The sequence below is a fragment of the Burkholderia sp. BCC1998 genome (assembly GCF_905339875.1).
Taxonomy (GTDB): Bacteria; Pseudomonadota; Gammaproteobacteria; order Burkholderiales; family Burkholderiaceae; genus Burkholderia.
Genome location: NZ_CAJPHE010000001.1, coordinates 55,781 through 78,991, shown reverse-complemented (window position 1 = coordinate 78,991; position 23,211 = coordinate 55,781). Strand labels below are relative to the sequence as shown.

Genomic DNA, 23,211 nt, shown 5'->3' with positions numbered 1-23,211 from the left:
GTCTCCTTGTCTTCATCGAACGGAATGCAGCCGCTTGTTGGTTTCGACGCAGCGTGCGCGCGGCCGTCGCACGTGCGGTCTGTCGAATCGTTGCGTCAGTCGTGGTACAGCGCCGCGCGCCCGCCGTCGACGGTAATGCACGCGGCATTGATGAACGGCGCCTCGTCGGACGCGAGGAACACGGCCGTCATCGCGACTTCCTCCGGTTTGCCGATCCGTTTCATCGGCTGCAGCGCGAGCGTCTCGGCGCGCGCCGCGGCCGGGTCGGCCTGCGCATCCCACCAGTCGCGCGTGAGCTGCGTCTCGATGTAGCCGGGCGCGATCGCGTTCACGCGCACGTTGCGCGCCGCGTATTCGATGCCGAGCGCACGCGTGAGGCCCAGCACGCCGTGTTTCGCGACCGGGTACGGAAAGCAGCCCGGGATGATCCGGAACGCATGCGTCGACGCGATGTTGACGATGCTGCCGCGGCCGCGCTCGACCATGCCCGGCAGCGCCGCGCGGCAGCCGTGCCACACGCCGTCGAGGTCGACCGCGAAGCAGCGGCGCCAGTCGTCGTCCGTCATCGTCAGCGGATCGGCGAACACGTTGATGCCCGCGTTGTTCACCAGCACGTCGAGCGGGCCGAAAGCCGCTTCGGTCTGCGCGAGCGCGTCGCGTACCGAGTCCTGCCGCGCGACGTCCGCATGCAGCGCCAGCACGCGCGCGCCGTCGATGTCGTCGGTGATCGCCGCGGCCGTGCGCTGCGCCTGCGCGAAGTCGAGGTCGACGAGCGCGACGGCCGCGCCCTCGCGTGCGAACGCCTGCGCGATCGCGGCGCCGATCCCGCGGCCCGCGCCCGTCACCATCGCGACCTTGCCCGCGAGGCGTTCCATCATGCGGCTCCGCCGCGCGCCGCGCGCAGGCCGGCCTGGAACGCGCGTGCGTTCGCCGCGGTCGTGTCCGCCGACTGGCCGGGCCGGTACAGCGCCGAACCCAGGCCGAAGCCGTTGGCGCCTGCCGCGAGGAACGGCTGCATGTTGTCCGGCGTAATCCCGCCGACCGGAAGCAGCGGCACCGCGCGGTCGATCACCGCGCGCCACGCCTTCACGACGGGCACGCCGAGCTGCTCGGCCGGGAACATCTTCAGCACGTCGGCGCCGTTCGCGAGCGCGGCGAACGCCTCGGTCGGCGTCGCGACGCCCGGTGCGCTCGCGAGCCCGCGCTCGCGCGCGCGGCGGATCACCGCCGCGTCGCTGTGCGGCATCACGATCAGCGTGCCGCCCGCGTCCTGCACGCGGTCGACGAATTCGGCGCGCAGCACGGTGCCCGCGCCGACGATCATGTCGTCGGGCAGCGCGCGGCGCAGCGCCGCGATGCTGCCGAACGGATCGGGCGAGTTCAGCGGCACCTCGACGATCCGGAAGCCGGCTTCATGCAGCGCAAGGCCGTGGTCGACAGCTTCCGCGGGCGCGATGCCGCGCATGATCGCGATCAGCGGGCACGCGTCGAACGCGCGCATCAGCGCGGCGTGCGGCGTGTACGGCGCGGGCAGCGTAAGGTCGGACGACATTGGCGGTTCCTCTTCAATCGGTTCAATGGTCGGCGCAGACGGGCTCGCCGTCCGCGCGCACGAGTCCGGCGCGCGACGCGATCCACCACAAGCCGCGCTCGGTCGCCTGTGCGACGACGCGTGCATGCGTGCAGCCGAATACGCTCAGCGCGTCGACGTAGCGCGCGCACAATCCGTCGTCGCCGATCAGCAGCAGCGGCTGGTTCGCGAGCGCGACACCGCGCTCCGCGAGCATCGCGTCGAGCGCGTTCAGCTCATGGCCGATCAGCAGCCCGGACAGATAGTCGCCCTGCGCATCGGGCGCGAGCCGGTCGGTCAGGCCGAGCGTGCGCGTGCTGAAGATCGTCGCGAGCAGCCCCGCGCGCTGCGCGCCGCGGGCCACCGCGACACCGCGCGCGAACGCCGCGCGGTCGGGCGACGCGCTCGCGCGCATCGTGCGGCCGAGGATCGTGTGATCGCGCAGCGCCGCGAACAGCTCGCCCGTCATGAAGGTCTGGAAGCGCTCGATGAGCCCGTCCTTCACCCATGCCCACTTCGCATGCGTGCCCGGCAAGCCGATCAGTACCCCTGAACGATCGGCATCAAGCATGGGATCGTTCGCGAGTGCGCCGAATATCTGCGTTTCTTCGCCGCGCATCACGTCGGGCAATTCGCCCGTCGCGATCACGCCCGGCACGATCGACACAGTCGTGCCGCGCGCCGTCGTCACCGTGACGAGCCCCGCGACGAGCGCGTCGGCGCCGGCCGGCACCGCGACGTACGGCGCCTCGCGCCAGCCCTGCGCGCTGCCGACCATCCCGGCCGCCAGCACCGGCACGCCCGGCGCTCGGTCGAGCCAGTCGCCGCACGCTTCCTCGAACACGACGTCGAAGGCACGCGCGCCGCCGGCCGGCACGTGCATCACGCCTGCCGCGCGGCTGCGCGTGTCGAGCAGCGCGCCGTGCGCGTCGAACAGATACGCGCGCAGCGACGTCGTGCCCCAGTCGAGCGCGATCAGCGACGGGGCGGCGGAGTTGGCGTCCGGAGCGGTCCGGGTCGAATGGGTCATCGTTTGATCCTGCGGGTACCCTGCGGCGGGCTCCAGCCCAGTTCCGCGGAAATGGCTCGCGCTTCGCGCTGCACGAGCGGAATCAGTTCGTCCATCCGGTCGTGCGGCATGTACGGGATCGTGCTCGCGACCGATACGGCGGCGACGATCGCGCCCGACGCGTCGCGGATCGGCGCGGCCACGCAACGGATCGACGCTTCGTTTTCCTCGAGGTCGAACGTGTAGCCGCCGGCCGCGTAATGCGCCATGCGCTGCAGGAACGCGCTCGTCTCGGGCCGGTTGTCCGGCTTGAAATTGACGCCGGCCAGCGCGCGCCGCGCGGCTTCGAACAGCGAGCGCCACCGGTCCGGATCGAGGTCGAGCATCATCGCCTTGCCGATGCCGGTCGACGCGAGCGGCATCCGGTGGCCGACGCGCGAACGCATCTCGAGGCCGCGCGTGCCGGGAATCTTGTCGATGTACAGCACGTCGTCGCCGTCGCGCACGCCGAGGTGGATCGTGTCGAGCGTCGCTTCGGCGAGCGCCTCGAGGTGCGGCCGTGCAACCGCCGTGAGCGGCATCTGCTCGAGCGCGATCGTGCCGAGTTCGATCAGCTTCGGGCCGAGCAGGTAGCCGCCCTGCACCTGGCGCAGGTAGCGCGCCTGCACGAGGCTGCTGACGAGACGGTGCGTCGTGCTGCGCGTCGTGCCGAGCGCGGCGCCGATCGCACGCATGTCGCGCGCGCCGTTCGCGATCGCTTCGAGGATCGCGAGGCCGCGCAGCAGCGTCTGCGTGCCGGCCTGCTGCGCGGCGAGGTCGAGCGGCGTGCTGGTCGCGCCGATGCTGTCGGTCAGCGGCGCATCGTCCGGCGTCGCGCGCCGGGCGTCGAGAGCAAGGGTATCGGGCATCTTGGTCATGGAACGGGCTTCTTCAGCGGAATCGGTCTAGCCGCTGTCGCGAGGCCGGAACGAAGTCCGGCGTCGCGGCAACGCGGCGGTCGATGCACCGAGGAAAGCGCCCGGCGAACGTCATGGAAGGTGTCTCCGTGTGCGTCGGGCGCCGCGCGATGCGTGGGTCCGAAGCTGTCGATGTGCTTCGGATTGTAGGAGCGCACGCACTCGCCTCCAATATTTGAGTGCGTTGTCCAGATAATGAGAAAAGCGACGGAAGCCGCGGCATTCGGCGCGGAACGGCCGCGCCATGCGCACGGGGGCGGAACCCGACACGTTGCGGGTCCCGCCCCCGTTATCCGCGCGCGGCGCGCTTACTGCTGGTTCGTGCTGCGCGCCTGCATGTAGCGCTGCACGTCGGAGAACGACACGCGGCCGCTACCGTTCGCGTCGATCTGCCGGAAGTGGTTCGCGACGTAGCCGAGGCCGGCCGCGCGCGCCTGCGCTTCGGTGATCGAGCCGGTGTTCTGCGTGTCGGCCGCGCCGAACTGCCGCGCGAGCTTGCGCACCACCTGCGCGTGCAGCGCGGCGCCCGTCGTCTGCGTGCCGGCGGTCGGCTTGCGCGCGGCCGGCGGCACGTATGGATCGCCGAGCTGCGCCTGGCGCGCGCGCGCCGGGGTGGCGGCGTCGCTCGCCTGCGCGAACGCGGACACCGATGCGGATGCTGCAACCCCGGCGCATGCGAGCGCCGCGGCAACGACGATGAAACGTTTCTTCATGTCAGGCTCCAGTCTGGAATGAGGTCGTCGACGGCCGGCGAACGGCGCCGCCGCGGGCGCGCGTCGCCAGGCCCGCACATCGCATCAGTGCGCGGCCGCGTTGTAGAAAGTCACGAGGTCGGCTTTCTCCTGCGGACGCGACGTATCGTCGAGATAGACCATGTGTCCACCCTGATAGTCCTTGATCGTCAGGTTCGGTTGCGTGCCGAGCCGCGCGAGGTCGAGCTCGGTCTGGTAGAACGGCGTCGCGATGTCGTGATACCCGTTCAGCGACAGCACCTTCAGCGACGGATTCAACGTCAGCGCAGCCGCGAGATCGGGAATCGTGTCGGGCATCGCGAGGCCGTCGTGCGTCCAGTCCCACGTCTCGATCGCATTGCTGCTGAGCGAATACGCCGACTGCGCGCTGTACTTCAGCACGTTCGGCAGGTAGCTGCCGATCGTGTCGGTGAACGGCTTCGTGATGAACGTGCTCGACGGGTCCCCGTCCGCCGCGAGCGGGCTCGACGACGACACGTTCACGCGTGCGTCGTAGCGGCCGATCAGCGTGCCCGGGATCAGCGCCACCTGGAAGCTGTTGTCGAAGAAGGTCGGGACCACGTTGAAGTCAGCATTCCAAAGCGACTGCTTCACGCCGGTCGAATTCACCATCGTCGTGACGAGCGCAGGCGGAGGCGGCGTGTGGCTCGCGAGATAGGCGTTCACGGCGGGCGTGTAGCTGCCGGCCGTCAACTGGCGCATCTGGTCCGCGTACTGCGGCAGGCTCGACGGGTTCGGATTGTCGAGCTGGTAGTACGCGCCGACGGTGCCGTAGGACGGCACGAAGCCCGCGCAGCTCACCGGGCTCGCCCCGTTGTTCGAGTTGCCGACATAGTCGCTCGCCATGTCGCAGTTCGCGTTGTAGTTCAGGATCGACGACTGCAGCACGATGCCGTCGAGCTTCACGCCGGCCGTCTCGAGCAGGTTCGCGAGCACGTCGGTGCGCGGCGTGCCGTACGACTCGCCGAACAGGTATTTCGGCGAATCGTTGCGCCGGTTCACGGCGATGTAGCGCGTCACGAAGTCGCGGAACGCGCCGCCGTCCTGGTCGACACCCCAGAACGTCTGGTTCGTGTTCGGCGCGATCGCCTCCGAGAAACCGGTGCCGATCGCATCGACGAACACGAGGTCGGTCGTATCGAGCAGGCTTTCCGCGTTGTCGACGAACGGGAACGTCGAGGCATTCGCGTTCGGGTCGCCCGTCTGGATCCGCTTCGGACCGAACGAGCCGAGATGCAGCCACACCGATGCGGAACCGGGGCCGCCGTTGTACAGGAACGTGACGGGCCGCTTCGCCGCGGGCTGGTTGTCCGCGGTGTACGCGATGTAGAAGAACGAGGCTTCGGGCGCGCCCGTCTGCGGATTGCGCGCGACGAGATGGCCGGCGGTGGCCGTGTAGCGAATCGTCTTGCCGTTCAGCGTGATCTGGTGATGGGTGACGGCGGCCTTTTCGACCGCGGCGGACGCGTCGAGCGACGCGGTCGCGCTCGATGAATAACTGTTGGGATCGTTGTACGGCCTGTCCACCTGAGCGGCGGGATCGGCTGAATTGTCGGTACCTGCTGCCGAGGACGGGGTCACGTCGTCGTTGCAGGCCGTCAGAATCAGCGAAGAGAACACAACTCCCAACCACAGCTTCGCTTTGCTCGCTGGCATCGTTGCTTTCCTTCTCTCGAATGTTTTTTTGTGTCGAGCAGCCGGGTGAGCCGCCCCCCGCCTCGATTGCGGCCGATAAGCCGAGGCGCCGGCCAATATACGCGAGCGGGTCGGCTTTGAAAAATTTGGAAATATTCGATCGGCGGGCGGTGCAGTGCACACCTTTCAGGAATGCTTCGATTCGCGAACCGTCGCTTTTCAGTCGCCTTTCGATTGCTTTCGTGTTTACTCCGGAGCACTAAAAATCACGCGGATTTCGTGCCATATCGGCAAACAAAATTCCGCGCGTGCGAGCATTGCTCAGCAAAGCGAAATAGATGAATTCGTCTAATGGATGCGGCCCGAAATGCGGGCATCACGAATGCGCTGCAGTGCACCAATGGCGCAGCGGCGACGGAACGGACAATGCGACGGCGCGGGTGCGCCGCTCACTGCGATTGCGGAAGTTCGGCCGCGCCCATCCGGCGGGCAATGACGGCCGCGCGCTGCGCCTGGTAGGCCGAGCCGCGGTGCGCGTCGAACCAGCGCGGCTTGGGCAGCATCACCGCGAGGCGCGCCGACTGCCACGCGCCGAGCCGGCTCGCGGGAATCTTGTAGTAATAACGGGCGGCGGCCTCGGCGCCGTACACGCCGCGGCCCCATTCGACCGAATTCAGGTAGATCTCGAAGATCCGCTCCTTGTCGAGCACCGTCTCGAGCATCCACGTGATGATCAGCTCCTGCCCCTTGCGGATGTAGCTCTTCTCGCGCGACAGGAACAGGTTGCGCGCGAGCTGCTGGGTGATCGTCGAACCGCCCGCGACGATCCGGCCGCGCGCCTTGTTCTTCTCCCATGCCTGCAGGATCGCGTCGACGTCGTAGCCGTTGTTGGTCGCGAAGGTCGAATCCTCCGACGCGATCAGCGCGCGCTTCAGGTTGCGCGAGATCTGGTCGTATGGCACCCACTGATGCTGGATCCGCGCGGGCGGGTTGTCGCGCGACAGCCACCATGCGTCGGTCCGCATGAACGCGGTCGAGCCGGGATTGATGAACGACCACGCGGCGATCTGCACGAGATAGAACAGCTGCGTCGCGAGCCATGCGCCCGCGAACACCGAACCCGCATAGACGAGCCAGCGCGTCGCGCCGACCGTGCGCGTGCGCTGCGTGCCGCTGACCGCCACCACGTGCCGCGCCCTGCTCAGGCCGCCGCGAGCGCCTGGCGCAGCGCGGCCAGCACCGGTGCGCCGTCCGGCCGCACGCCGCGCCAGATGAAGAACGATTCGGCCGCCTGCTCGACCAGCATCCCGAGCCCGTCGGCCGTGCGCGCGCCGAGCGACGCCGCATGCTGCATGAACACCGTCGGCTGCGCGCCGTACATCATGTCGTACGCGAGCGTGCCCGCGCCGAACGCAGCCGCGTCGCACGCCGGCAGCGCCGCATCGAGGCTGCCTGCCGTCGCGTTGACGATCACGTCGTACGGCTCGGACCGCACGGCGTCCGGGCCGCCGCCCGACAGTACGCAGCCCGCATCGTGCGCGGCCTGCGTGAACTGGCCGACGAGCGCCTCGGCCTTGCTCGCGGTGCGGTTCACGATCGTGATCGACAGCGGCGCGCGCTCGAGCATCGGCAGCACGACGCCACGCGCCGCGCCGCCCGCGCCGAGCAGCAGGATGCGCGCGCCCGCGAGCGACACGCCGAGATTCGATTCGATGTCGCGCACGAGGCCGACGCCGTCCGTGTTGTCGCCGTAGATGCCGCCGTCGGCATCGATGCGCAGCGTGTTCACCGCGCCCGCCGCCGCCGCGCGCGGCGACAGCGTGTCGGCGAGCGCGTGCGCGTCGAGCTTGAACGGCACCGTCACGTTCGCACCGCGTCCGCCTTCGGCGATGAACGCGCGCACGGCGGCCTCGAAGCCGTCGACCGGCGCGAGCCGGTGCTCGTAGACGATCGCCTCGCCCGTCTGCGCGGCGAACTGCGCGTGGATGAACGGCGACTTGCTGTGCGCCACCGGGTTGCCGAACACCACATAGCGGTCGGCGCCGCTCGTCGACGCGGCTGCGTTCATGATGCGCGCCCCTCTTCGCTGTCCTGGCCGTTGGCGGTCGCGGCCGCGTCGTCTGCGGCCGTCGCGCCGTCCGCTTCGGCCAGTGCTTCGGCCTCGGCTTGCGCCGACGCGTCCTGCGCATCGACCAGCGTGTCGTCGCCGCCTTCGCTCTCGTCTTCGTCGTCGGCCGCGTCGCCGCTCGTCACGGTCGGCGCGTCGAGCACGTTAAGCAGCCGCACCGACGCCTCGATCGTCAGCTCGTCGAGCGACATCACGTCGAGCAGCACGCGCGTGCCGCGCGCATGCACGCCGAGCCCCGGCACGTGCAGCAGCAGCGGAATTTCCTCGAGGCGCACCAGGTCGCCCTTCACCACGCTCGCGACGACCTGCTTCTTCTGCTCCTGCGCGAGCCAGCGCAGGCACCAGAAGTACTCCATCCGGCGCTGGTAGTCGGCGTACGCGGTATAGGTGTCGTCGAAGCCCTGCACGACCGCGTACAGGTCGGCGTCCTTCGGCTTGAACGGCGCGGCGAGCTTCGCGGTGACGCCGTGCTGCACGCATGCCAGCAGTTGCCACTGGTTCACGAGGTCGACGTAACGGCGCAGCGGCGACGTGCTCCACGCGTATTGCGCGACACCGAGGCCTTCGTGCGGCGCGGCCGTCGTCTGCATCCGCGTGCGCTTCGGGCCCGGCGCGCCGAAGCCGCGCTGCGAGCGATAGATGCCGGGCACCGTGTGATCGTGCAGGAACGCGCCCCACGTCGAGTTCGCGAGGATCGCGAGCTCCGACACGATCAGGTCGAGCGGCGAGCCGCGGCGGCGCGGCGTGATCGTCACGTGCTCGCCTTCGACGTAGAAGTTGTAGTCGGTGTTGCGCTGCACTTCGCGCTTCAGGCCGTAGCCCGCGCGCGCGACCTGGCGCTTCTCGAACAGCGCCTGCGCGAGCGGCCACAGCACGGCGATGTCGTCCTTGTGCGGATAGTCGCCGGTGCCGGCGGCGAGCGTCTCTTCGTTGACGAGCTCGTCGAGCGTGTTGTGGCGCAGGTTGTTCTTCACGAACACGAGTTCGGCGCGCGTCTCGTTCGCGACGATCTCCTGCGTCTCGCGGTTGACGATGATGTACAGCGACAGCGCCGGGCGGTAGTCGCCTTCCTTCAGCGTGAACACGTCGACCACGTCGTCCGGCAGCATCGTGATCTTGTCGCCCGGCATGTAGACGGTCGACAGGCGCGCGCGCGCGATCGCGTCGACCGCGTCGCCGCGCACGATGCCGAGCGCCGGCGCCGCGATGTGCACGCCGATCCGCACGCGACCGTCGGACAGGTGCTCGACCGAAAACGCGTCGTCGATTTCGGTCGTCGTGATGTCGTCGATCGAGAACGCCTCGACGTCCGCGCGCGGCAGGTCGTCCGGCAGCGGGCCGACCGTGACGGCCGGGAAGCCGGTGCCGTGCGGGAAGAATTCCGCGAGGAAGCGCGCCTCGTGCAGCGCACGCGGCGACGCGATGCCGCCGCAGTCGAGCATCAGCCGCGCCGGCGACACGCCGCGCGCGCCGGCCGCCGCTTCCATCGCCTTGTATTCGATCGCGTTCTTGTCCGGCCGCGTGAGCAGCCCGAGCACCTTGCCCGCGAACGCTTCCGGCAGCTTGCCGGCCTTCAGCTCCTCTTCGTACTGCGCCTGGACGAGCGCCTGCTGGCGCTTGCGCTCGAGCGACGCGAGCGCCATCTTGAGCTGCTCTTCCGGCGCGCGCTGATACTGGCCGCGCCCCTTGCGGCGGAAGTAGACGGGCGAGCCGTGCAGCCGCAGCACCAGCGCCGCGCGCTCGACCGGACCGTAGGTCGCGCCGAAGTATTCCGCGGCCAGCGCCGTATACGCGAATTCGTCGGCCGGCGCGCATTCCCACAGGAAATCCAGGTCGATCTGCTGCGCGGCCGTGTCGGCTTCCTGCATCAGCTCGCCCGCGGCCGGCTTCTCGAATTCGATCAGCACGTCTTTCGCGCGCACCTTCGCCCGCCGCCCGCCGGGCAACTCGACTTGAAACGCGTCGCCCTGGCGCGACAGCACGCTGCCCGCCTTGAAACTGCCCGATTCCTCGAAGAAAACGTTCACTCAGTACTCTCGTTCAGACTGCCGGGCGCCGCATCGGCGGCGCCGCATGATGATGGGAATTCGATCGGCATGACGCCGGGTTCATGACGTTCGGTCGTCGCAAAAAGCGAGAACGTCGTCGACATAGTCGGCAAATTCGCTGATTCCGTGGTCGCTGCCTTCGATCACGCGCGTTTTCGCACCCGGGTAGTGGGCGAGCATCTCGCGGTAGTCCAGCACTTCGTCGCCCGTCGCCGCGAACAGATAGTAGCGTTCGGGCCGCGAAATCGCCGGCACGCGCAGCGCATCGAGCTCCTGAAGGTGATGGCGTTCGACGACGATCGAGCCGCCGCCGTGCCACAGCGGCTGTTCGCCCAGATGCTGCTCGAGGTCGCGCTGCGGCACGATCGCCGGATTCAGCAGCACCGCCTTCCAGCCGTGCTTTTCGGCGAGCCAGGTCGCGTAGTAGCCGCCGAGCGAGCTGCCGATCACCGTCACGTCGCGCACCCCGGCCACCGCGGCTTCCGCGACGGCGATCGCCTCGAGCGGCGACACCGACAGCGACGGGCAGCGCCATTCGGGCGTGCGGCCGAGCTCGGCCATGCGCGCGGCGAGGAGCCGCGACTTCTGCGACTCCGGCGACGACCGGAACCCGTGCAGGTACAGGATCACGCGCGGCTCCCGAGCGCGTCGAGCAGCTTCTGGTGCACGCCGCCGAAGCCGCCGTTGCTCATCACGAGCACGTGGTCGCCCGGGCGCGCGGCCGCGACGACCGACTTCACCAGCAGATGGAGATCGTCGAACGCGCGAGCCTTGTCGCCGAGCGGCGCGAGCGCGTCGCCGAGGTTCCAGCCGAGCGCGTCGCGCCCGGTCGGCGCGCCGTAGCCGAACACCAGGTCGGCGTCGGCGAGACTGGCCGGCAGTTGCGCCTTCATCACGCCGAGCTTCATCGTGTTCGAACGCGGCTCGAGCACGGCGAGAATACGGGAGTTTTGGCGGCCGATGCGTGCACGAAGGCCGGCGATCGTGGTTTCGATCGCGGTCGGATGGTGCGCGAAGTCGTCGTAGACGGTTACCCCATCCACGCTGCCGCGCACTTCCATGCGCCGCTTCACGTTGCGAAACGATGCGAGCGATTCGGCCGCCTGCGCGGGCGGCACGCCGACGTGGCGGGCGGCGGCGATCGCCGCGAGCGCGTTCATCCGGTTGTGGTCGCCCTGCACCTGCCACGCGACCTCACCGACACGCTCGGCCTGCGAATACACCGCGAAGCGCTCGTCGACCGGCACGCCGTCCTCGGCCGGCAGCGCCTGCCAGCCGCCGTCGACGCCGAAGCGCTCGACCTCGCTCCAGCAGCCGCGCGCGAGCACGCGCTCGAGCGCGTCCGAGCGGCCGTTGGTGACGATCCGGCCGACGCCCGGCACGGTGCGCACGAGATGATGGAATTGCGTTTCGATCGCGGCGAGATCCGGGAAGATGTCGGCGTGATCGAATTCGAGATTGTTGAGCACCGCGGTGCGCGGCCGGTAATGGACGAACTTCGAGCGCTTGTCGAAGAACGCCGTGTCGTATTCGTCGGCCTCGATCACGAAGAAACTCGAATCGGTCAGCCGCGCCGACACGCCGAAGTTCAGCGGCACGCCGCCGATCAGGAAGCCCGGGTTCAGGCCGGCATCTTCCAGCAGCCACGCGAGCATCGACGACGTGGTCGTCTTGCCGTGCGTGCCCGCGACCGCCAGCACCCACTTGCCTGCCAGCACGTGTTCGCCGAGCCATTGCGGGCCGGATACATAAGGCAGGCCGCGATCGAGGATCGCCTCCATCAGCGGGTTGCCGCGCGTGACGACGTTGCCGATCACGAACAGGTCGGGCTTCAGGTCGATCTGCTCGGCGCCGTAGCCCTCGATCAGCGTGATGCCCTGCGCCTCGAGCTGCGTGCTCATCGGCGGATAGACGCCCGCGTCGCAACCCGTCACCGTGTGGCCGGCCTCGCGCGCGAGCACGGCGAGACCGCCCATGAAGGTGCCGCAGATGCCAAGAATGTGGATGTGCATAGATGAATGCTTTCGCGCCGCCGGGCGCCGTCGATTCGGAAAGATGGTCTGCGGCACGCCGGACAGGCCGCCCGGCCAACGACTTTCGCCGCGACACAAAGACCGTCATTGTAACTGACGGCCCGCCGTGCCCGGCGGCCCGAACGACGGATCCGGATGCCGCGCGGCACGGCGGACGACGCGCGGCCGCACCGCATTCGGCCGCCGCGCGATCGAGTATGATTGCCGGATCATGTCTCGCAAACCTCTTGTCGACCCGCGGCGCGCCCGCGAGGAAATCGCCCAGTCCGCCGCCCGCCTGATCGCGGAGGACGGCCTCGATTACGCCAGCGCGAAACGCAAGGCCGCGCGCCAGCTGTTCGGCGATACGCGCGTTGCCGGCGAATGGCTGCCGGATAACGACTTGATCGAGGAAGAACTGCGCGAGTACCTCGCCCTGTTCCAGAGCGACACGCAGCCGGACGAACTGCGCCGCCTGCGCGAGATCGCGCTCGACTGGATGCGCCGGCTCGCCGAGTTCAATCCGTACGTGACGGGCGCGGTGCTGAACGGCACCGCGAACGCGCATTCGGACATCCATTTGCAGATATTCACCGACAACCCGAAGGACGTCGCGATCTACCTGCTGAACCAGAACGTTCAGTACGACGTGTCCGAAACGCGGCATTTCGCCGGTCGCGCCGACGTCGAGACGCTCAGCTTCCTGTGGCGCCCGCGCCGCGACGTGGACGCGATCGGCATTCATGTCGCGCTCTACGCGAGCGACGACCTGCGCGGCGCGGTCAAGGCCGACGCGCGCGGCCGGGTCGCCCGCGCGGACGCCGCCGCATTGCGTGCGCTCGTCGAAGCCAGCAACGCCCCTTCCGAACCGGAATGATTCAACGATGATGATGAAACGCATGTTGCCGCTCGCGGTGGTCGCGGCCGCCGCCGTCGCCGGCGGGCTCGCCGCCGGCCACTGGTTCCGCGGCGGCAGCGCCGATGACGGCGTCGCCGTCGCCGCGCCCGCTGCGCAGGGCAGCCCGGTCGACCAGCTGTGGGCCGCGTCGCTGACCGGCGTCGACGGCAAGCCGGCGTCGCTCGCTTCCTTCAAGGGCCAGAAGGTCGTGGTCAATTTCTGGGCGTCGTGGTGCGGCCCGTGCGTCGAGGAGATGCCGGAGCTCGTCGCGCTGTCGCACCAATACAAGCAGAAAGGCATCCGCTTCATCGGGATCGGCGTCGATTCCGACCAGAACGTGAAGAACTTTCTCCAGAAGGTGAAGGTCGACTATCCGGTTTTCGTCAGCGGTTATGCGGGCGCCGATCTGGCCCGCAATTTCGGAAATACCGCGGGCGCGCTGCCGTTTACGGTCGTCATCGACGAAACCGGCAAGATTCGCGAGACAAAATTAGGACAAATCCAACCGGCCGAGCTGAAAAAGACCCTCGACGCGTTGTGATCGCCCTGAACGGCGGCCAGCACGTTGGCGGCGATTTGTACGTCGATCGCCGCAATTTCACGTGAATTCGCTGATACTTTGCAGCCGCACCGGTAATTCTTGCAGGTCCGGCGCGCTCGGCCGTTCGGCAAAACTAGACAAATTTCTCTAAATAGCGCTAAAGTTCGCGCAATTCCGCAGAAATAGAAGCGACCATGACACGATTGCTGGTGCTGCACGGCCCCAACCTGAACCTTCTCGGCACCCGGGAACCGGAGGTGTACGGCCGCGTCACGCTCGCGCAGATCGATCAGGCGCTTGCCGCGCGAGCCCAGGAAGCCGGCGCCGAACTGTCGTCGTTCCAGAGCAACCATGAAGGCGCGCTCGTCGACCGCATTCAGGCCGCGCGGGAGGAACAGACCGATTTCATCCTGATCAATCCCGCCGCGTATACGCACACGAGCGTCGCGATCCGGGACGCGATCGCCGGCGTCGGCATCCCGTTCGTCGAGGTTCATCTGTCGAACGTGCACCGCCGCGAAGCGTTCAGGCATCACTCCTACTTTTCCGACCAGGCCGAAGGCGTGATCTGCGGGCTCGGCTGGAAAGGTTATCTGTACGCGCTCGAGTACGCGCTGGACAAGCTGCAAGGCGCGTCGCGCGGCTGATTTCGCGATCTAGATTCAGCGCCGGTCCCACCGGCGCTTTCACGTATTGAAAGGGGAATTCCCGATGGATCTTCGTAAGCTGAAAACTCTGATCGACCTCGTTTCCGAATCCGGCATCTCCGAGCTGGAAGTCACGGAAGGCGAAGGCAAGGTGCGTATCGTCAAGAACGCGCCGCCGGTCTACGTGCAGCCGACGGCTGGGTATGCCCCGCAAGTCAGCGCGCCCGCTCCGTCGGTCGCGCTGCCGACCGAAGGCGCTGCCGCGCCGGCAGCAGGCGCCGCCGCCGCACCGGCCGCCCCGCAAGGCCACGTCGTGACGTCGCCGATGGTCGGCACGTTCTATCGCGCGCCGTCGCCGGGCGCGGACCCGTTCGTCCAGGTGGGCGACACGGTCAAGGAAGGCCAGACGATCTGCATCATCGAAGCGATGAAGCTGCTCAACGAGATCGAGTCGGACAAGGCCGGCGTGATCAAGGAAATCCTCGTCGAGAACGGCCAGGCCGTCGAATACGGCCAGCCGCTTTTCGTGATCGGCTAAGTCCGCCGCGCGGCCCGTCCGGCCGCGCGCCGCCGATGCTCGCCAGGCGCCGTTCGCGCGCCCCTCGAAGAGACGAATACTCGCTATGTTTGAAAAAATCCTCATTGCCAACCGCGGTGAAATCGCGCTGCGCATCCAGCGCGCGTGCCGCGAACTCGGCGTCAAGACGGTGGTCGTCTACTCGGAAGCCGACAAGGAAGCCAAGTACGTGCGCCTCGCGGATGAAGCCGTCTGTATCGGCCCGGCCCCGTCGAACCTGAGCTACCTGAACATGCCGGCGCTGATCAGCGCCGCGGAAGTCACCGATGCCGAGGCGATCCACCCCGGCTACGGCTTCCTGTCGGAGAACGCCGACTTCGCCGAACGCGTCGAGCAGTCGGGCTTCACGTTCATCGGCCCGCGCCCGGAAACGATCCGGATGATGGGCGACAAGGTCACCGCGAAGCAGACGATGATCAAGACCGGCGTGCCGTGCGTGCCGGGCTCGGAAGGCGCGTTGCCGGACGATCCGAAGGAGATCGTCAAGATTGCGCGCGCGATCGGCTATCCGGTCATCATCAAGGCAGCGGGCGGCGGCGGCGGGCGCGGGATGCGCGTCGTGCACACCGAAGCCGCGCTCGTGAACGCGGTCAACATGACCCGCGAGGAAGCCGGCCGTGCGTTCGGCAACCCGCAGGTGTACATGGAGAAGTTCCTCGAGAACCCGCGCCACATCGAAATCCAGGTGCTGTCGGACGCGCACAAGAACGCGATCTGGCTCGGCGAGCGCGACTGCTCGATGCAGCGCCGTCACCAGAAGGTGATCGAGGAAGCGCCGGCGCCCGGCATTCCGCGCCGCCTGATCGAGCGCATCGGCGACCGCTGCGCGGACGCGTGCAAGAAGATGGGCTATCTCGGCGCGGGCACGTTCGAATTCCTGTACGAGAACAACGAGTTCTACTTCATCGAGATGAACACGCGCGTGCAGGTCGAGCACCCGGTGTCGGAGATGATCACGGGCGTCGACATCGTGCAGGAACAGATCCGCATCGCGGCCGGCGAGAAGCTCGCGCTGCGCCAGCGCGACATCGAGTTCCGCGGACATGCGATCGAATGCCGGATCAACGCGGAAGATCCGTTCAAGTTCACGCCGTCGCCGGGCCGGATCACGTCGTGGCATACGCCGGGCGGCCCCGGCGTGCGCGTCGACTCGCATGCGTACAATGGCTATTTCGTACCGCCGAACTATGATTCGATGATCGGCAAGCTGATCACCTACGGCGCGACGCGCGACCAGGCGATCCGCCGGATGCGCATCGCGCTGTCGGAAATGGTCGTCGAAGGCATCCAGACCAACATCCCGCTGCACCGCGAGCTGATGATCGACTCGAAGTTCGTCGAAGGCGGCACCAGCATCCACTATCTCGAACACCGGCTCGCCCAGAAGCAGCAGGTCGCACCGGAAGAAGCGTAAGCATGAGCTATCGCGAACTCGTCGTCGAACTGGCCCGTGAGCATGCGGAGGCGCTGTCCGACGCGCTGCTCGACCTCGGCGCGCTGTCGGTGTCCGTCGAGGACGCCGACGCTGACACGCCCGACGAACAGCCGCTCTTCGGCGAGCCCGGCCTCGTTCCCGAACGCACCGCGTGGCAGCACTCGCGCGTGATCGCGCTGCTGTCGCCCGATCATGACCCGGCCGTGCTGCTCGCGGCGGCCGCGAACGAGATCGGCGTCGCCGAGACGCCGAAGTTCGACGTGCGCGAAGTCGAGGAACAGGACTGGGTGCGGCTCACGCAGTCGCAGTTCGAGCCGATTCCGATCGGCGAGCGGATCTGGGTCGTGCCGTCGTGGCACGACGCGCCCGACCCCGACGCGCTGATCCTCGAACTCGACCCCGGTCTCGCGTTCGGCACCGGCAGCCACCCGACCACGCGTCTGTGCATGGAATGGCTCGAACAGTCGGTGAAGCCCGGCCAGTCGGTGCTCGACTACGGCTGCGGCTCGGGCATTCTCGCGATCCTCGCGCGGAAATGCGGGGCGAACCCCGTGGTCGGCATCGACATCGATCCGCAGGCGGTCGAATCGGCGCGCCAGAACAGCGAACGCAACCATGCGGAAGTCACGTACGGGCTGCCCGATGCGTGCCCGGCCGGCGAATTCGACATCGTCGTCGCCAACATCCTGTCGAACCCGCTGAAACTGATGGCATCGATGCTCGCATCGAAGGTGAAACCGGGCGGGCGCATCGCGCTGTCGGGCGTGCTCGCGCGCCAGGCGGACGAAGTCGCGGCCGTCTATGCGCGCTACGTCGACATCTCGGTCTGGCGCGAACACGAAGGTTGGGTATGCCTCGCCGGAACGCGGCGGGAAAGCCATTAGAATAGCGCTGTCCTTCACTCTGGCCAGCAGGCCGCCCGGCTCGACATGCTTCTTGCGACGCGCTGCCCTCATTGCGAAACCGTCTTCCGGCTGCAGCAGGAACAGCTCGCGCTGCATGACGGGCTCGTGCGTTGCGGACACTGTCAGCAGGTCTTCGACGCATCGCAGTCGCTCGTACCCGATCCGGCACCGCCGGAATCCGCGCTGACCGAAGCGGCGCCGATCGAGCCGGCCGCCGCCAACCCGCAACACGACGCCGCGCCCGCGCGGCTCTTCACCACCGACGCACCGGTCGAACCGGCGGCCGGTTCCGATTACCAGCCGGAAGGCTGGGACATGTGGGCGCCGTGGCTCGATGCCGGCGTCGACCCGTCCCTGCAACACAGTGTCGAGACCGTGCGCGCCGAGCCGCTAATCCCGCTCGCGCTGCCGTCGACGGAATCCGGTGTGGTTCACCTGTCCGGCACGCCGGCGCCAATCGCATCGCAGCCGGCCGAGTTGCACGCCGTCGCCGCGCGATCGGCCGGACCGGATGCAGTGCCGCCCGAAACCGACGAACCGCTCACGCCGCTCACGCCGCTCACCGAACCCGACCTGCGCGAACCGCGCTTCGTCGCGCGTGCGCCATCGGCCGAACACGCCGCAGCAGCGCCCGTCGAACCGGTCGGCAACGCGCGCTTCGCCGCGCCCGACGACGAGCACGCGCCACGCGAACCGCGCTTCGCGTTCAGGCCGGTACAAGCCGAGCCCGGACTCGAACCGAAACCCGAACCCGACACCCACGCCGAACGTGCCGCCGCACCGGCCGCAGCCGCCAGCGAACCGGGTGCCGAACCGGACGTACAACCGGCCGTCCAATCAGCGACCCCCTTCCCCGCCGCACTGTCCGACGACGACCGCCCGCCCTTCGCCGTGACGCGCGAGCCGCGCGCGCAGCAGCGACGTGGAACGCTCGGCGGCTTTTTCGGCGGCCTCGTCGCGGCCGTGCTCGCGGTGCTGCTCGTCGCGCAGCTCGCGTGGTGGCAGCGCGAAACCGTGATGATCTACTGGCCCGTCACGCAGGGCTGGTTCCGGCAGGCGTGCGCGCCGCTCGGCTGCAAGGTGACGCCGCCACGCGCGATCGACGGCCTGCGGCTCGACGCGGCCGACCTGCGCCAGATCGACGGCCCGCGCGTGCTGGAGTTGAAGGTGCCGCTGACGAACCGCTACCGCGTCGCGCTCGCCTACCCGTCGCTCGAACTGACGCTGCTCGACGACACGAATCACGTGACCGTGCGCCGCGTGCTCGCGCCGCGCGACTACGTGCGCCCGGGCATGCCGATCGACGCCGGGCTGCCGCCCGGCACGACGCAGACGATGGTCGTCCGTCTCGACACGAACGGCGCGCCCGCCTCGAATTTCCGCGTCCAGATCTTCTATCCGTGACGCCCCGCGGCGCGCGCATGCGCGCCGTCTCAACCCGCGCGCCGCTGCGGCGCGCTATTTCGGAGCACGAACATGAGCAAAGTTACGCTGGGTGGCAACCCGATCGATCTCGCCGGCACGTTCCCGGCCGTCGGCTCGCAAGCCCCCGACTTCAAGCTGGTCGGCAAGGACCTCGCCGACCTGTCGCTCGCCAGCTTCGCCGGCAAGCGCAAGGTGCTGAACATCGTCCCGAGCCTCGATACGCCCACCTGCGCGACGTCGACCCGCAAGTTCAACGAAGCCGCGTCGTCGCTCGACAACACGGTCGTGGTGGTCGTGTCCGGCGACCTGCCGTTCGCCGCCACGCGCTTCTGCACGACCGAAGGCCTCGCGAACGTCGTGACGGCTTCGACGTTCCGCGGCGGCCGCGCGTTCGCGAACGCATACGGCGTCGACGTGACGAGCGGCCCGCTGAACGGCCTGACGGCCCGAGCGGTCGTCGTGCTCGACGCGCAGGACAAGGTGCTCCACGCGGAACTCGTCGGCGAGATCAAGGACGAGCCGAACTACGACGCAGCGCTCGCCGCACTGAAGTAACCCGCAGCCGCCCGGCCCTGCCGCGCGAGGCCCGACGGCCTGCGCGCGCCGGCCGGGCAGCCGCCTCCCTTTGCTCTCTACAGGAACGCACGCCTTGACTACGCTGATTTGCGGCTCGCTCGCCTACGACAACATCATGACCTTCGAAGGCCGGTTTCGCGAGCACATCCTGCCCGACCAGGTTCACCTTCTGAACGTGAGCTTCCTCGTGCCGACGATGCGTCGCGAATTCGGCGGTTGCGCGGGGAACATCGCCTACGCGCTGCACATGCTCGGCGGCGACGCGCGCATCATGGCGACGGTCGGCGCGAACGACGCCGATCGCTATCTCGAGCGTCTCGACAGCCTCGGCCTGTCGAAGGCCAGCATACGCGTGGTGCCCGAAACGCACACTGCGCAGGCGATGATCACGACCGATCTCGAGAACAACCAGATCACCGCATTCCACCCGGGCGCGATGATGCAGTCGCACCTGAACCGCGCGGACGAAGTGTCGGGCGTGAAGCTCGGCATCGTCGCGCCGGACGGCTTCGACGGGATGGTCCAGCACGCCGAGCAATTCGCGAAGGCCGGCATCCCGTTCATCTTCGATCCGGGCCAGGGCCTGCCGCTGTTCGACGGTGCGACGCTGCGCCGCATCATTGAACTCGCCACCTTCGTTGCGGTCAACGACTACGAGGGCAAGCTCGTCAGCGACAAGACGGGCTGGTCCGAACAGGAAATCGCCAGCCGGGTTCAGGCGTTGATCATCACGCGCGGCGAGCGCGGCGCCACCATTCTTCACAAAAACGGCGAAGAACAGATTCCGGTCGTGCCAGCCGAGCGTGTCGTCGATCCGACCGGCTGCGGCGACGCCTTCCGGGGCGGCCTGCTGTACGGCATCGAGAATGGCCTCGACTGGGCAACCACGGGCCGCCTCGCGAGCCTGATGGGCTCGATCAAGATCGCCCACCAGGGGCCTCAAACTTACGCACTGACGCGCGCCGAAATCGACGCGCGCTTCGAGGCTGCCTTCGGGTACAGTCTCAAATGAATATTGTGGGAGAGCAAAGATGTTGACCAAGAAAACCCTCACGCTCGCTGCCATGCTGACGGCCACGCTGACGCTCGCCGGCTGCTTCACGGCGCCGGGCTCGGCAGATGTCTATAGCGTCGGCCAGGCGCAGCGCGAGCAAACCGTGCGCATGGGCACCGTCGAAAGCGTCCGTGCGGTGCGCATCCAGTCCGATGGCGGCGGCAGCGCGATCGGCACGCTCGGCGGCGGCGCGCTCGGCGCAGTCGCGGGCAGCGCGATCGGCGGCGGCAAGGGATCGATCCTGACGGCCATCGCGGGCGGTCTCGTCGGCGCGGTCGCAGGCAACGCGGTCGGCGAAAACCTCAGCACGGCGAACGGTGTCGAAATCACCGTGCGCCTCGACAACGGCGACCTGCGCTCGATCACGCAGGCGGCGAGCGGCGAAGTGTTCCGCGCCGGCGAACGGGTGCGACTGCTGTCGAGCGGCGGCGTCACGCGCGTCACGCACTAACGAGCATCCTCAGCACGCGGCGCAAGCCGCGGTCGAACGCATGTGCGAAGCTGCACATGCGTTTTTTTTCGTCCGTGCCCGGCAGCCGGCCGGCCCATCGATGCAGGCGGACGAAAAAAATCCCGCCACCTGAGCCAGATGGCGGGATCGATTGAGTAGCGCTACTCAACCCGCGGACACCGCGTGAGTGTCCGGGTAGTGCTGGTCAGCCGCGATTACGGACGGCTGCCGGTCGGGAACGGCCATGCCGCTGCCGGGTTGAGCGCGGTCTTCACGCCCGATGCCGGCGCGACCGATGCGGTCGACGCGGTGGTTGCCGGTGCAGCCTTCTTCACGACGGCCTTCTTCGGAGCAGCAGCCTTCTTCGGTGCAGCGGCCTTCTTCGCCGGTGCGGCAGCCTTCGGAGCAGCGGCAGCCTTCGGTGCAGCAGCAGCCTTCGGTGCAGCGGCAGCCTTCTTCGCAGGGGCAGCCTTCTTGGCAGGCGCAGCCTTCTTCGCAGCAGCCTTCTTCGCAGGCGCAGCCTTCTTGGCGGCAGCCTTCTTCGCCGGCGCGGCCTTCTTGGCAGCAGCCTTCTTCGCCGGTGCTGCCTTCTTCGCAGCAACCTTCTTCACCGCGACTTTCTTCGCAGCAACCTTCTTCGCAGCGGCCTTCTTCGCCGGTGCTGCCTTCTTCGCGGCAACCTTCTTCACCGCGACTTTCTTCGCAGCAACCTTCTTCGTTGCGACCTTCTTTGCCGCGACCTTCTTCGCAGCAGCCTTCTTCGCCGGTGCTGCCTTCTTCGCGGCAACCTTCTTCACCGCGACCTTCTTCGCAGCAACCTTCTTCACCGCAGCGGCCTTCTTCGCCGGAGCAGCAGCCTTCTTCGCAACGGTCTTCTTGGCAGCAACCTTCTTAGCAGCCGGTTTCTTCTTGGCAGTAGCCATGTTGTTCTCCTTCAGGTTCAGATGAGAGTCAGTTCAAACTACACCCTTCGTCAAAACCCGCTTCCCGCGGACGCTGTTCAGGACGTGCGCTTCGAAGCGGGCTATTCATCGGCGTACGCGGATACCACGCGCTTACGCTAATGAATACGGTATGGCGCGCGTGACCCCATGGCCTCGCGCGCCAAATCAAGTCGGTAGCCGGCGCGCCTCGCGCCGCCACCCCTAATCGCTTGATCAAGCGGACCGCCACACGGCCGTCCGCTTTTTCCGGAGGGAAGTTTGCCCATCCCACTGAAGGGTTCGCAAAGTGCCGATCATGTCGTTGGGCCGTTAAGGCACCGGGCATGCTTTGCATCAGGCGTTCTTGCTCCTAAACCTTGGGCCGGGGCCGAGAGGCCGCCGGCTGCTCACATCATGTGACGGGTTCGCTGCTGCGGGTTATTCCCAGGACAGCGCGCCGCCCGTCTGATACTCGATCACACGCGTCTCGAAGAAGTTGCGTTCCTTCTTCAGGTCGATCATCTCGCTCATCCACGGGAACGGGTTTTCCTCGTTCGGGAACAGCGGGTCGAGGCCGATCTGCTGGCAACGGCGGTTGCTGATGAAGCGCAGATAGCTCTTGAACATCGACGCGTTCAAACCCAGCACGCCGCGCGGCATCGTGTCCTCGGCGTAGCGGTATTCGAGTTCGACAGCCTGCTTGAACAGCTCGCGGATCTCGGCGCGGAATTCCGCGGTCCAGAGATGCGGGTTCTCGAGCTTGATCTGGTTGATCAGGTCGATGCCGAAATTGCAGTGCATCGACTCGTCACGCAGGATGTACTGATATTGCTCTGCAGCACCCGTCATCTTGTTCTGGCGGCCGAGCGCGAGAATCTGCGTGAAGCCGACATAGAAGAACAGGCCTTCCATGATGCAGGCGAACACGATCAGCGACTTCAGCAGCTTCTGATCCGCTTCGAGCGTGCCGGTCTTGAAGGCCGGGTCCGTCAGCGTGTGGATGAACGGGATCAGGAATTCGTCCTTCGCGCGGATCGACGTGACCTCGTGGTACGCGTTGAAGATCTCGCCTTCGTCGAGACCGAGCGATTCGACGATGTATTGGTACGCGTGCGTGTGGATCGCCTCTTCGAACGCCTGGCGCAGCAGGAACTGCCGGCACTCGGGCGCCGTGATGTGGCGGTACGTGCCGAGCACGATATTGTTCGCGGCGAGCGAATCGGCCGTCACGAAGAAGCCGAGGTTGCGCTTGACGATGCGGCGCTCGTCCTCGGTCAGACCGTTCGGATCCTTCCACAGTGCGATGTCGCGGGACATGTTGATTTCCTGCGGCATCCAGTGGTTCGCGCAACCCGCCAGATACTTTTCCCACGCCCACTTGTACTTGAACGGCACCAGCTGATTGACGTCAGTCTGGCCGTTGATGATGCGCTTGTCTGCAACGTTGACCCGCGCTTCCGAACCGCCGGCGGGAACAGCCGATGCTTGCGGCGGCACCGCAAGATCGCCTTCGAAAATGTCGCGGACCTGATGGGCGGCAGGCGTTGCAGCCTGCATTCCGACAGCCATCCCTGCGGAGGTGCGCAACGCGTTTTGCTGCGCTCCGCTCGCGGGGGTTACGGCAGTCTTCTCGTCATCCCAGTTGAGCATAAATTCTCACCATCAATTT

24 protein-coding genes are annotated in these 23,211 nt (G+C 67.5%); 10 read left to right on the top strand and 14 right to left on the bottom strand.

The annotated features are described in order from the left end of the window. Window positions 1–95 precede the first annotated feature (95 nt). From U5A56_RS00365 to mpl, 11 genes are all read right to left on the bottom strand, one after another. The gene (locus U5A56_RS00365) at window positions 96–875 is read right to left on the bottom strand and encodes an SDR family oxidoreductase (protein ID WP_124520043.1); all 780 of its coding nucleotides are present in this window, start codon (window positions 873–875) and stop codon (window positions 96–98) included. Further along, window positions 875–1,552 (bottom strand): 2-dehydro-3-deoxy-6-phosphogalactonate aldolase, encoded by a 678-nt coding sequence (locus U5A56_RS00360; RefSeq protein ID WP_044844188.1) that lies wholly within the window; start codon window positions 1,550–1,552, stop codon window positions 875–877. The genes U5A56_RS00365 and U5A56_RS00360 overlap by 1 nt, the downstream gene beginning before the upstream one ends. A gap of 22 nt (window positions 1,553–1,574) precedes the next feature. Beyond that, window positions 1,575–2,600 carry a 2-dehydro-3-deoxygalactonokinase gene (locus tag U5A56_RS00355; protein WP_321920671.1) on the bottom strand — a complete coding sequence of 342 codons (1,026 nt, stop codon included), beginning with the start codon at window positions 2,598–2,600 and terminating at the stop codon, window positions 1,575–1,577. Further along, window positions 2,597–3,496, bottom strand: coding sequence for an IclR family transcriptional regulator (locus U5A56_RS00350; protein WP_044844190.1), 900 nt, complete (start codon window positions 3,494–3,496; stop codon window positions 2,597–2,599). Before U5A56_RS00350 ends, U5A56_RS00355 begins: the two co-directional genes overlap by 4 nt. A gap of 347 nt (window positions 3,497–3,843) precedes the next feature. Further along, window positions 3,844–4,248 carry a hypothetical protein gene (locus U5A56_RS00345; RefSeq protein ID WP_044844191.1) on the bottom strand — a complete coding sequence of 135 codons (405 nt, stop codon included), beginning with the start codon at window positions 4,246–4,248 and terminating at the stop codon, window positions 3,844–3,846. Between the two features lie 84 nt (window positions 4,249–4,332). Further along, entirely contained in the window at window positions 4,333–5,943 is a 1,611-nt protein-coding gene (locus U5A56_RS00340) for a S10 family serine carboxypeptidase-like protein (protein ID WP_321920670.1), read from the bottom strand. Between the two features lie 428 nt (window positions 5,944–6,371). Beyond that, window positions 6,372–7,109 (bottom strand): monofunctional biosynthetic peptidoglycan transglycosylase, encoded by a 738-nt coding sequence (mtgA, locus tag U5A56_RS00335; protein WP_044844193.1) that lies wholly within the window; start codon window positions 7,107–7,109, stop codon window positions 6,372–6,374. 14 nt (window positions 7,110–7,123) lie between these two features. Continuing rightward, a complete protein-coding gene (gene aroE, locus U5A56_RS00330; RefSeq protein ID WP_321920669.1) occupies window positions 7,124–7,990 on the bottom strand; it encodes a shikimate dehydrogenase in 867 nt (288 codons plus the stop codon). After that, window positions 7,987–10,077, bottom strand: a complete 2,091-nt coding sequence (locus tag U5A56_RS00325) for an RNB domain-containing ribonuclease (protein ID WP_321920668.1) — start codon at window positions 10,075–10,077, stop codon at window positions 7,987–7,989. Before U5A56_RS00325 ends, aroE begins: the two co-directional genes overlap by 4 nt. Window positions 10,078–10,158: 81 nt before the next feature. Next, window positions 10,159–10,728 carry a YqiA/YcfP family alpha/beta fold hydrolase gene (locus U5A56_RS00320; RefSeq protein WP_044844196.1) on the bottom strand — a complete coding sequence of 190 codons (570 nt, stop codon included), beginning with the start codon at window positions 10,726–10,728 and terminating at the stop codon, window positions 10,159–10,161. Continuing rightward, window positions 10,725–12,110 (bottom strand): UDP-N-acetylmuramate:L-alanyl-gamma-D-glutamyl-meso-diaminopimelate ligase, encoded by a 1,386-nt coding sequence (mpl, locus tag U5A56_RS00315; RefSeq protein WP_321805129.1) that lies wholly within the window; start codon window positions 12,108–12,110, stop codon window positions 10,725–10,727. Before mpl ends, U5A56_RS00320 begins: the two co-directional genes overlap by 4 nt. 232 nt (window positions 12,111–12,342) lie before the next feature. Here mpl and U5A56_RS00310 point away from each other — a divergent pair, with 232 nt between their 5' ends. The 10 genes from U5A56_RS00310 (at window position 12,343) to U5A56_RS00265 (ending at window position 20,619) form a co-directional block, all read left to right on the top strand. Then, the gene (locus U5A56_RS00310; RefSeq protein ID WP_124488239.1) at window positions 12,343–12,987 is read left to right on the top strand and encodes a UDP-N-acetylmuramate--alanine ligase; all 645 of its coding nucleotides are present in this window, start codon (window positions 12,343–12,345) and stop codon (window positions 12,985–12,987) included. Between the two features lie 7 nt (window positions 12,988–12,994). Beyond that, on the top strand, window positions 12,995–13,549 hold the full coding sequence (locus U5A56_RS00305; RefSeq protein ID WP_124488238.1) for a TlpA family protein disulfide reductase: 555 nt from the start codon (window positions 12,995–12,997) through the stop codon (window positions 13,547–13,549). A gap of 194 nt (window positions 13,550–13,743) precedes the next feature. Then, window positions 13,744–14,196 carry a type II 3-dehydroquinate dehydratase gene (gene aroQ / locus U5A56_RS00300; protein ID WP_040143361.1) on the top strand — a complete coding sequence of 151 codons (453 nt, stop codon included), beginning with the start codon at window positions 13,744–13,746 and terminating at the stop codon, window positions 14,194–14,196. A gap of 64 nt (window positions 14,197–14,260) precedes the next feature. Further along, window positions 14,261–14,734: an acetyl-CoA carboxylase biotin carboxyl carrier protein gene (gene accB, locus U5A56_RS00295; RefSeq protein ID WP_044844199.1), complete on the top strand. Its 474-nt coding sequence runs from the start codon at window positions 14,261–14,263 to the stop codon at window positions 14,732–14,734. Between the two features lie 85 nt (window positions 14,735–14,819). Further along, window positions 14,820–16,187, top strand: coding sequence for an acetyl-CoA carboxylase biotin carboxylase subunit (gene accC / locus U5A56_RS00290; RefSeq protein WP_044844200.1), 1,368 nt, complete (start codon window positions 14,820–14,822; stop codon window positions 16,185–16,187). A gap of 2 nt (window positions 16,188–16,189) precedes the next feature. Further along, window positions 16,190–17,092: a 50S ribosomal protein L11 methyltransferase gene (prmA, locus tag U5A56_RS00285; RefSeq protein WP_124488236.1), complete on the top strand. Its 903-nt coding sequence runs from the start codon at window positions 16,190–16,192 to the stop codon at window positions 17,090–17,092. Window positions 17,093–17,137: 45 nt separating this feature from the next. Next, entirely contained in the window at window positions 17,138–18,517 is a 1,380-nt protein-coding gene (locus U5A56_RS00280) for a DUF3426 domain-containing protein (RefSeq protein ID WP_321920667.1), read from the top strand. A gap of 72 nt (window positions 18,518–18,589) precedes the next feature. Further along, on the top strand, window positions 18,590–19,093 hold the full coding sequence (tpx, locus tag U5A56_RS00275; RefSeq protein WP_044844203.1) for a thiol peroxidase: 504 nt from the start codon (window positions 18,590–18,592) through the stop codon (window positions 19,091–19,093). A 94-nt stretch (window positions 19,094–19,187) separates the two neighbouring features. Further along, complete coding sequence (locus U5A56_RS00270; RefSeq protein WP_321920666.1) at window positions 19,188–20,126, top strand: carbohydrate kinase family protein; 939 nt, start codon at window positions 19,188–19,190, stop codon at window positions 20,124–20,126. Window positions 20,127–20,145: 19 nt separating this feature from the next. Beyond that, window positions 20,146–20,619 (top strand): glycine zipper 2TM domain-containing protein, encoded by a 474-nt coding sequence (locus U5A56_RS00265; protein WP_011883213.1) that lies wholly within the window; start codon window positions 20,146–20,148, stop codon window positions 20,617–20,619. A gap of 215 nt (window positions 20,620–20,834) precedes the next feature. Here the strand turns inward: U5A56_RS00265 and U5A56_RS00260 are convergent, their stop codons facing one another. The 3 genes from U5A56_RS00260 to U5A56_RS00250 all read right to left on the bottom strand — a co-directional run bounded on the left by U5A56_RS00260 (window position 20,835) and on the right by U5A56_RS00250 (window position 23,192). Continuing rightward, window positions 20,835–21,542 (bottom strand): histone H1-like DNA-binding protein, encoded by a 708-nt coding sequence (locus U5A56_RS00260; protein WP_044844205.1) that lies wholly within the window; start codon window positions 21,540–21,542, stop codon window positions 20,835–20,837. Window positions 21,543–21,570: 28 nt separating this feature from the next. Beyond that, on the bottom strand, window positions 21,571–21,897 hold the full coding sequence (locus tag U5A56_RS00255) for a hypothetical protein (RefSeq protein ID WP_082088468.1): 327 nt from the start codon (window positions 21,895–21,897) through the stop codon (window positions 21,571–21,573). Window positions 21,898–21,980: 83 nt separating this feature from the next. After that, on the bottom strand, window positions 21,981–23,192 hold the full coding sequence (locus U5A56_RS00250; protein WP_044844206.1) for a ribonucleotide-diphosphate reductase subunit beta: 1,212 nt from the start codon (window positions 23,190–23,192) through the stop codon (window positions 21,981–21,983). Between the last annotated feature and the right edge of the window lie 19 nt (window positions 23,193–23,211).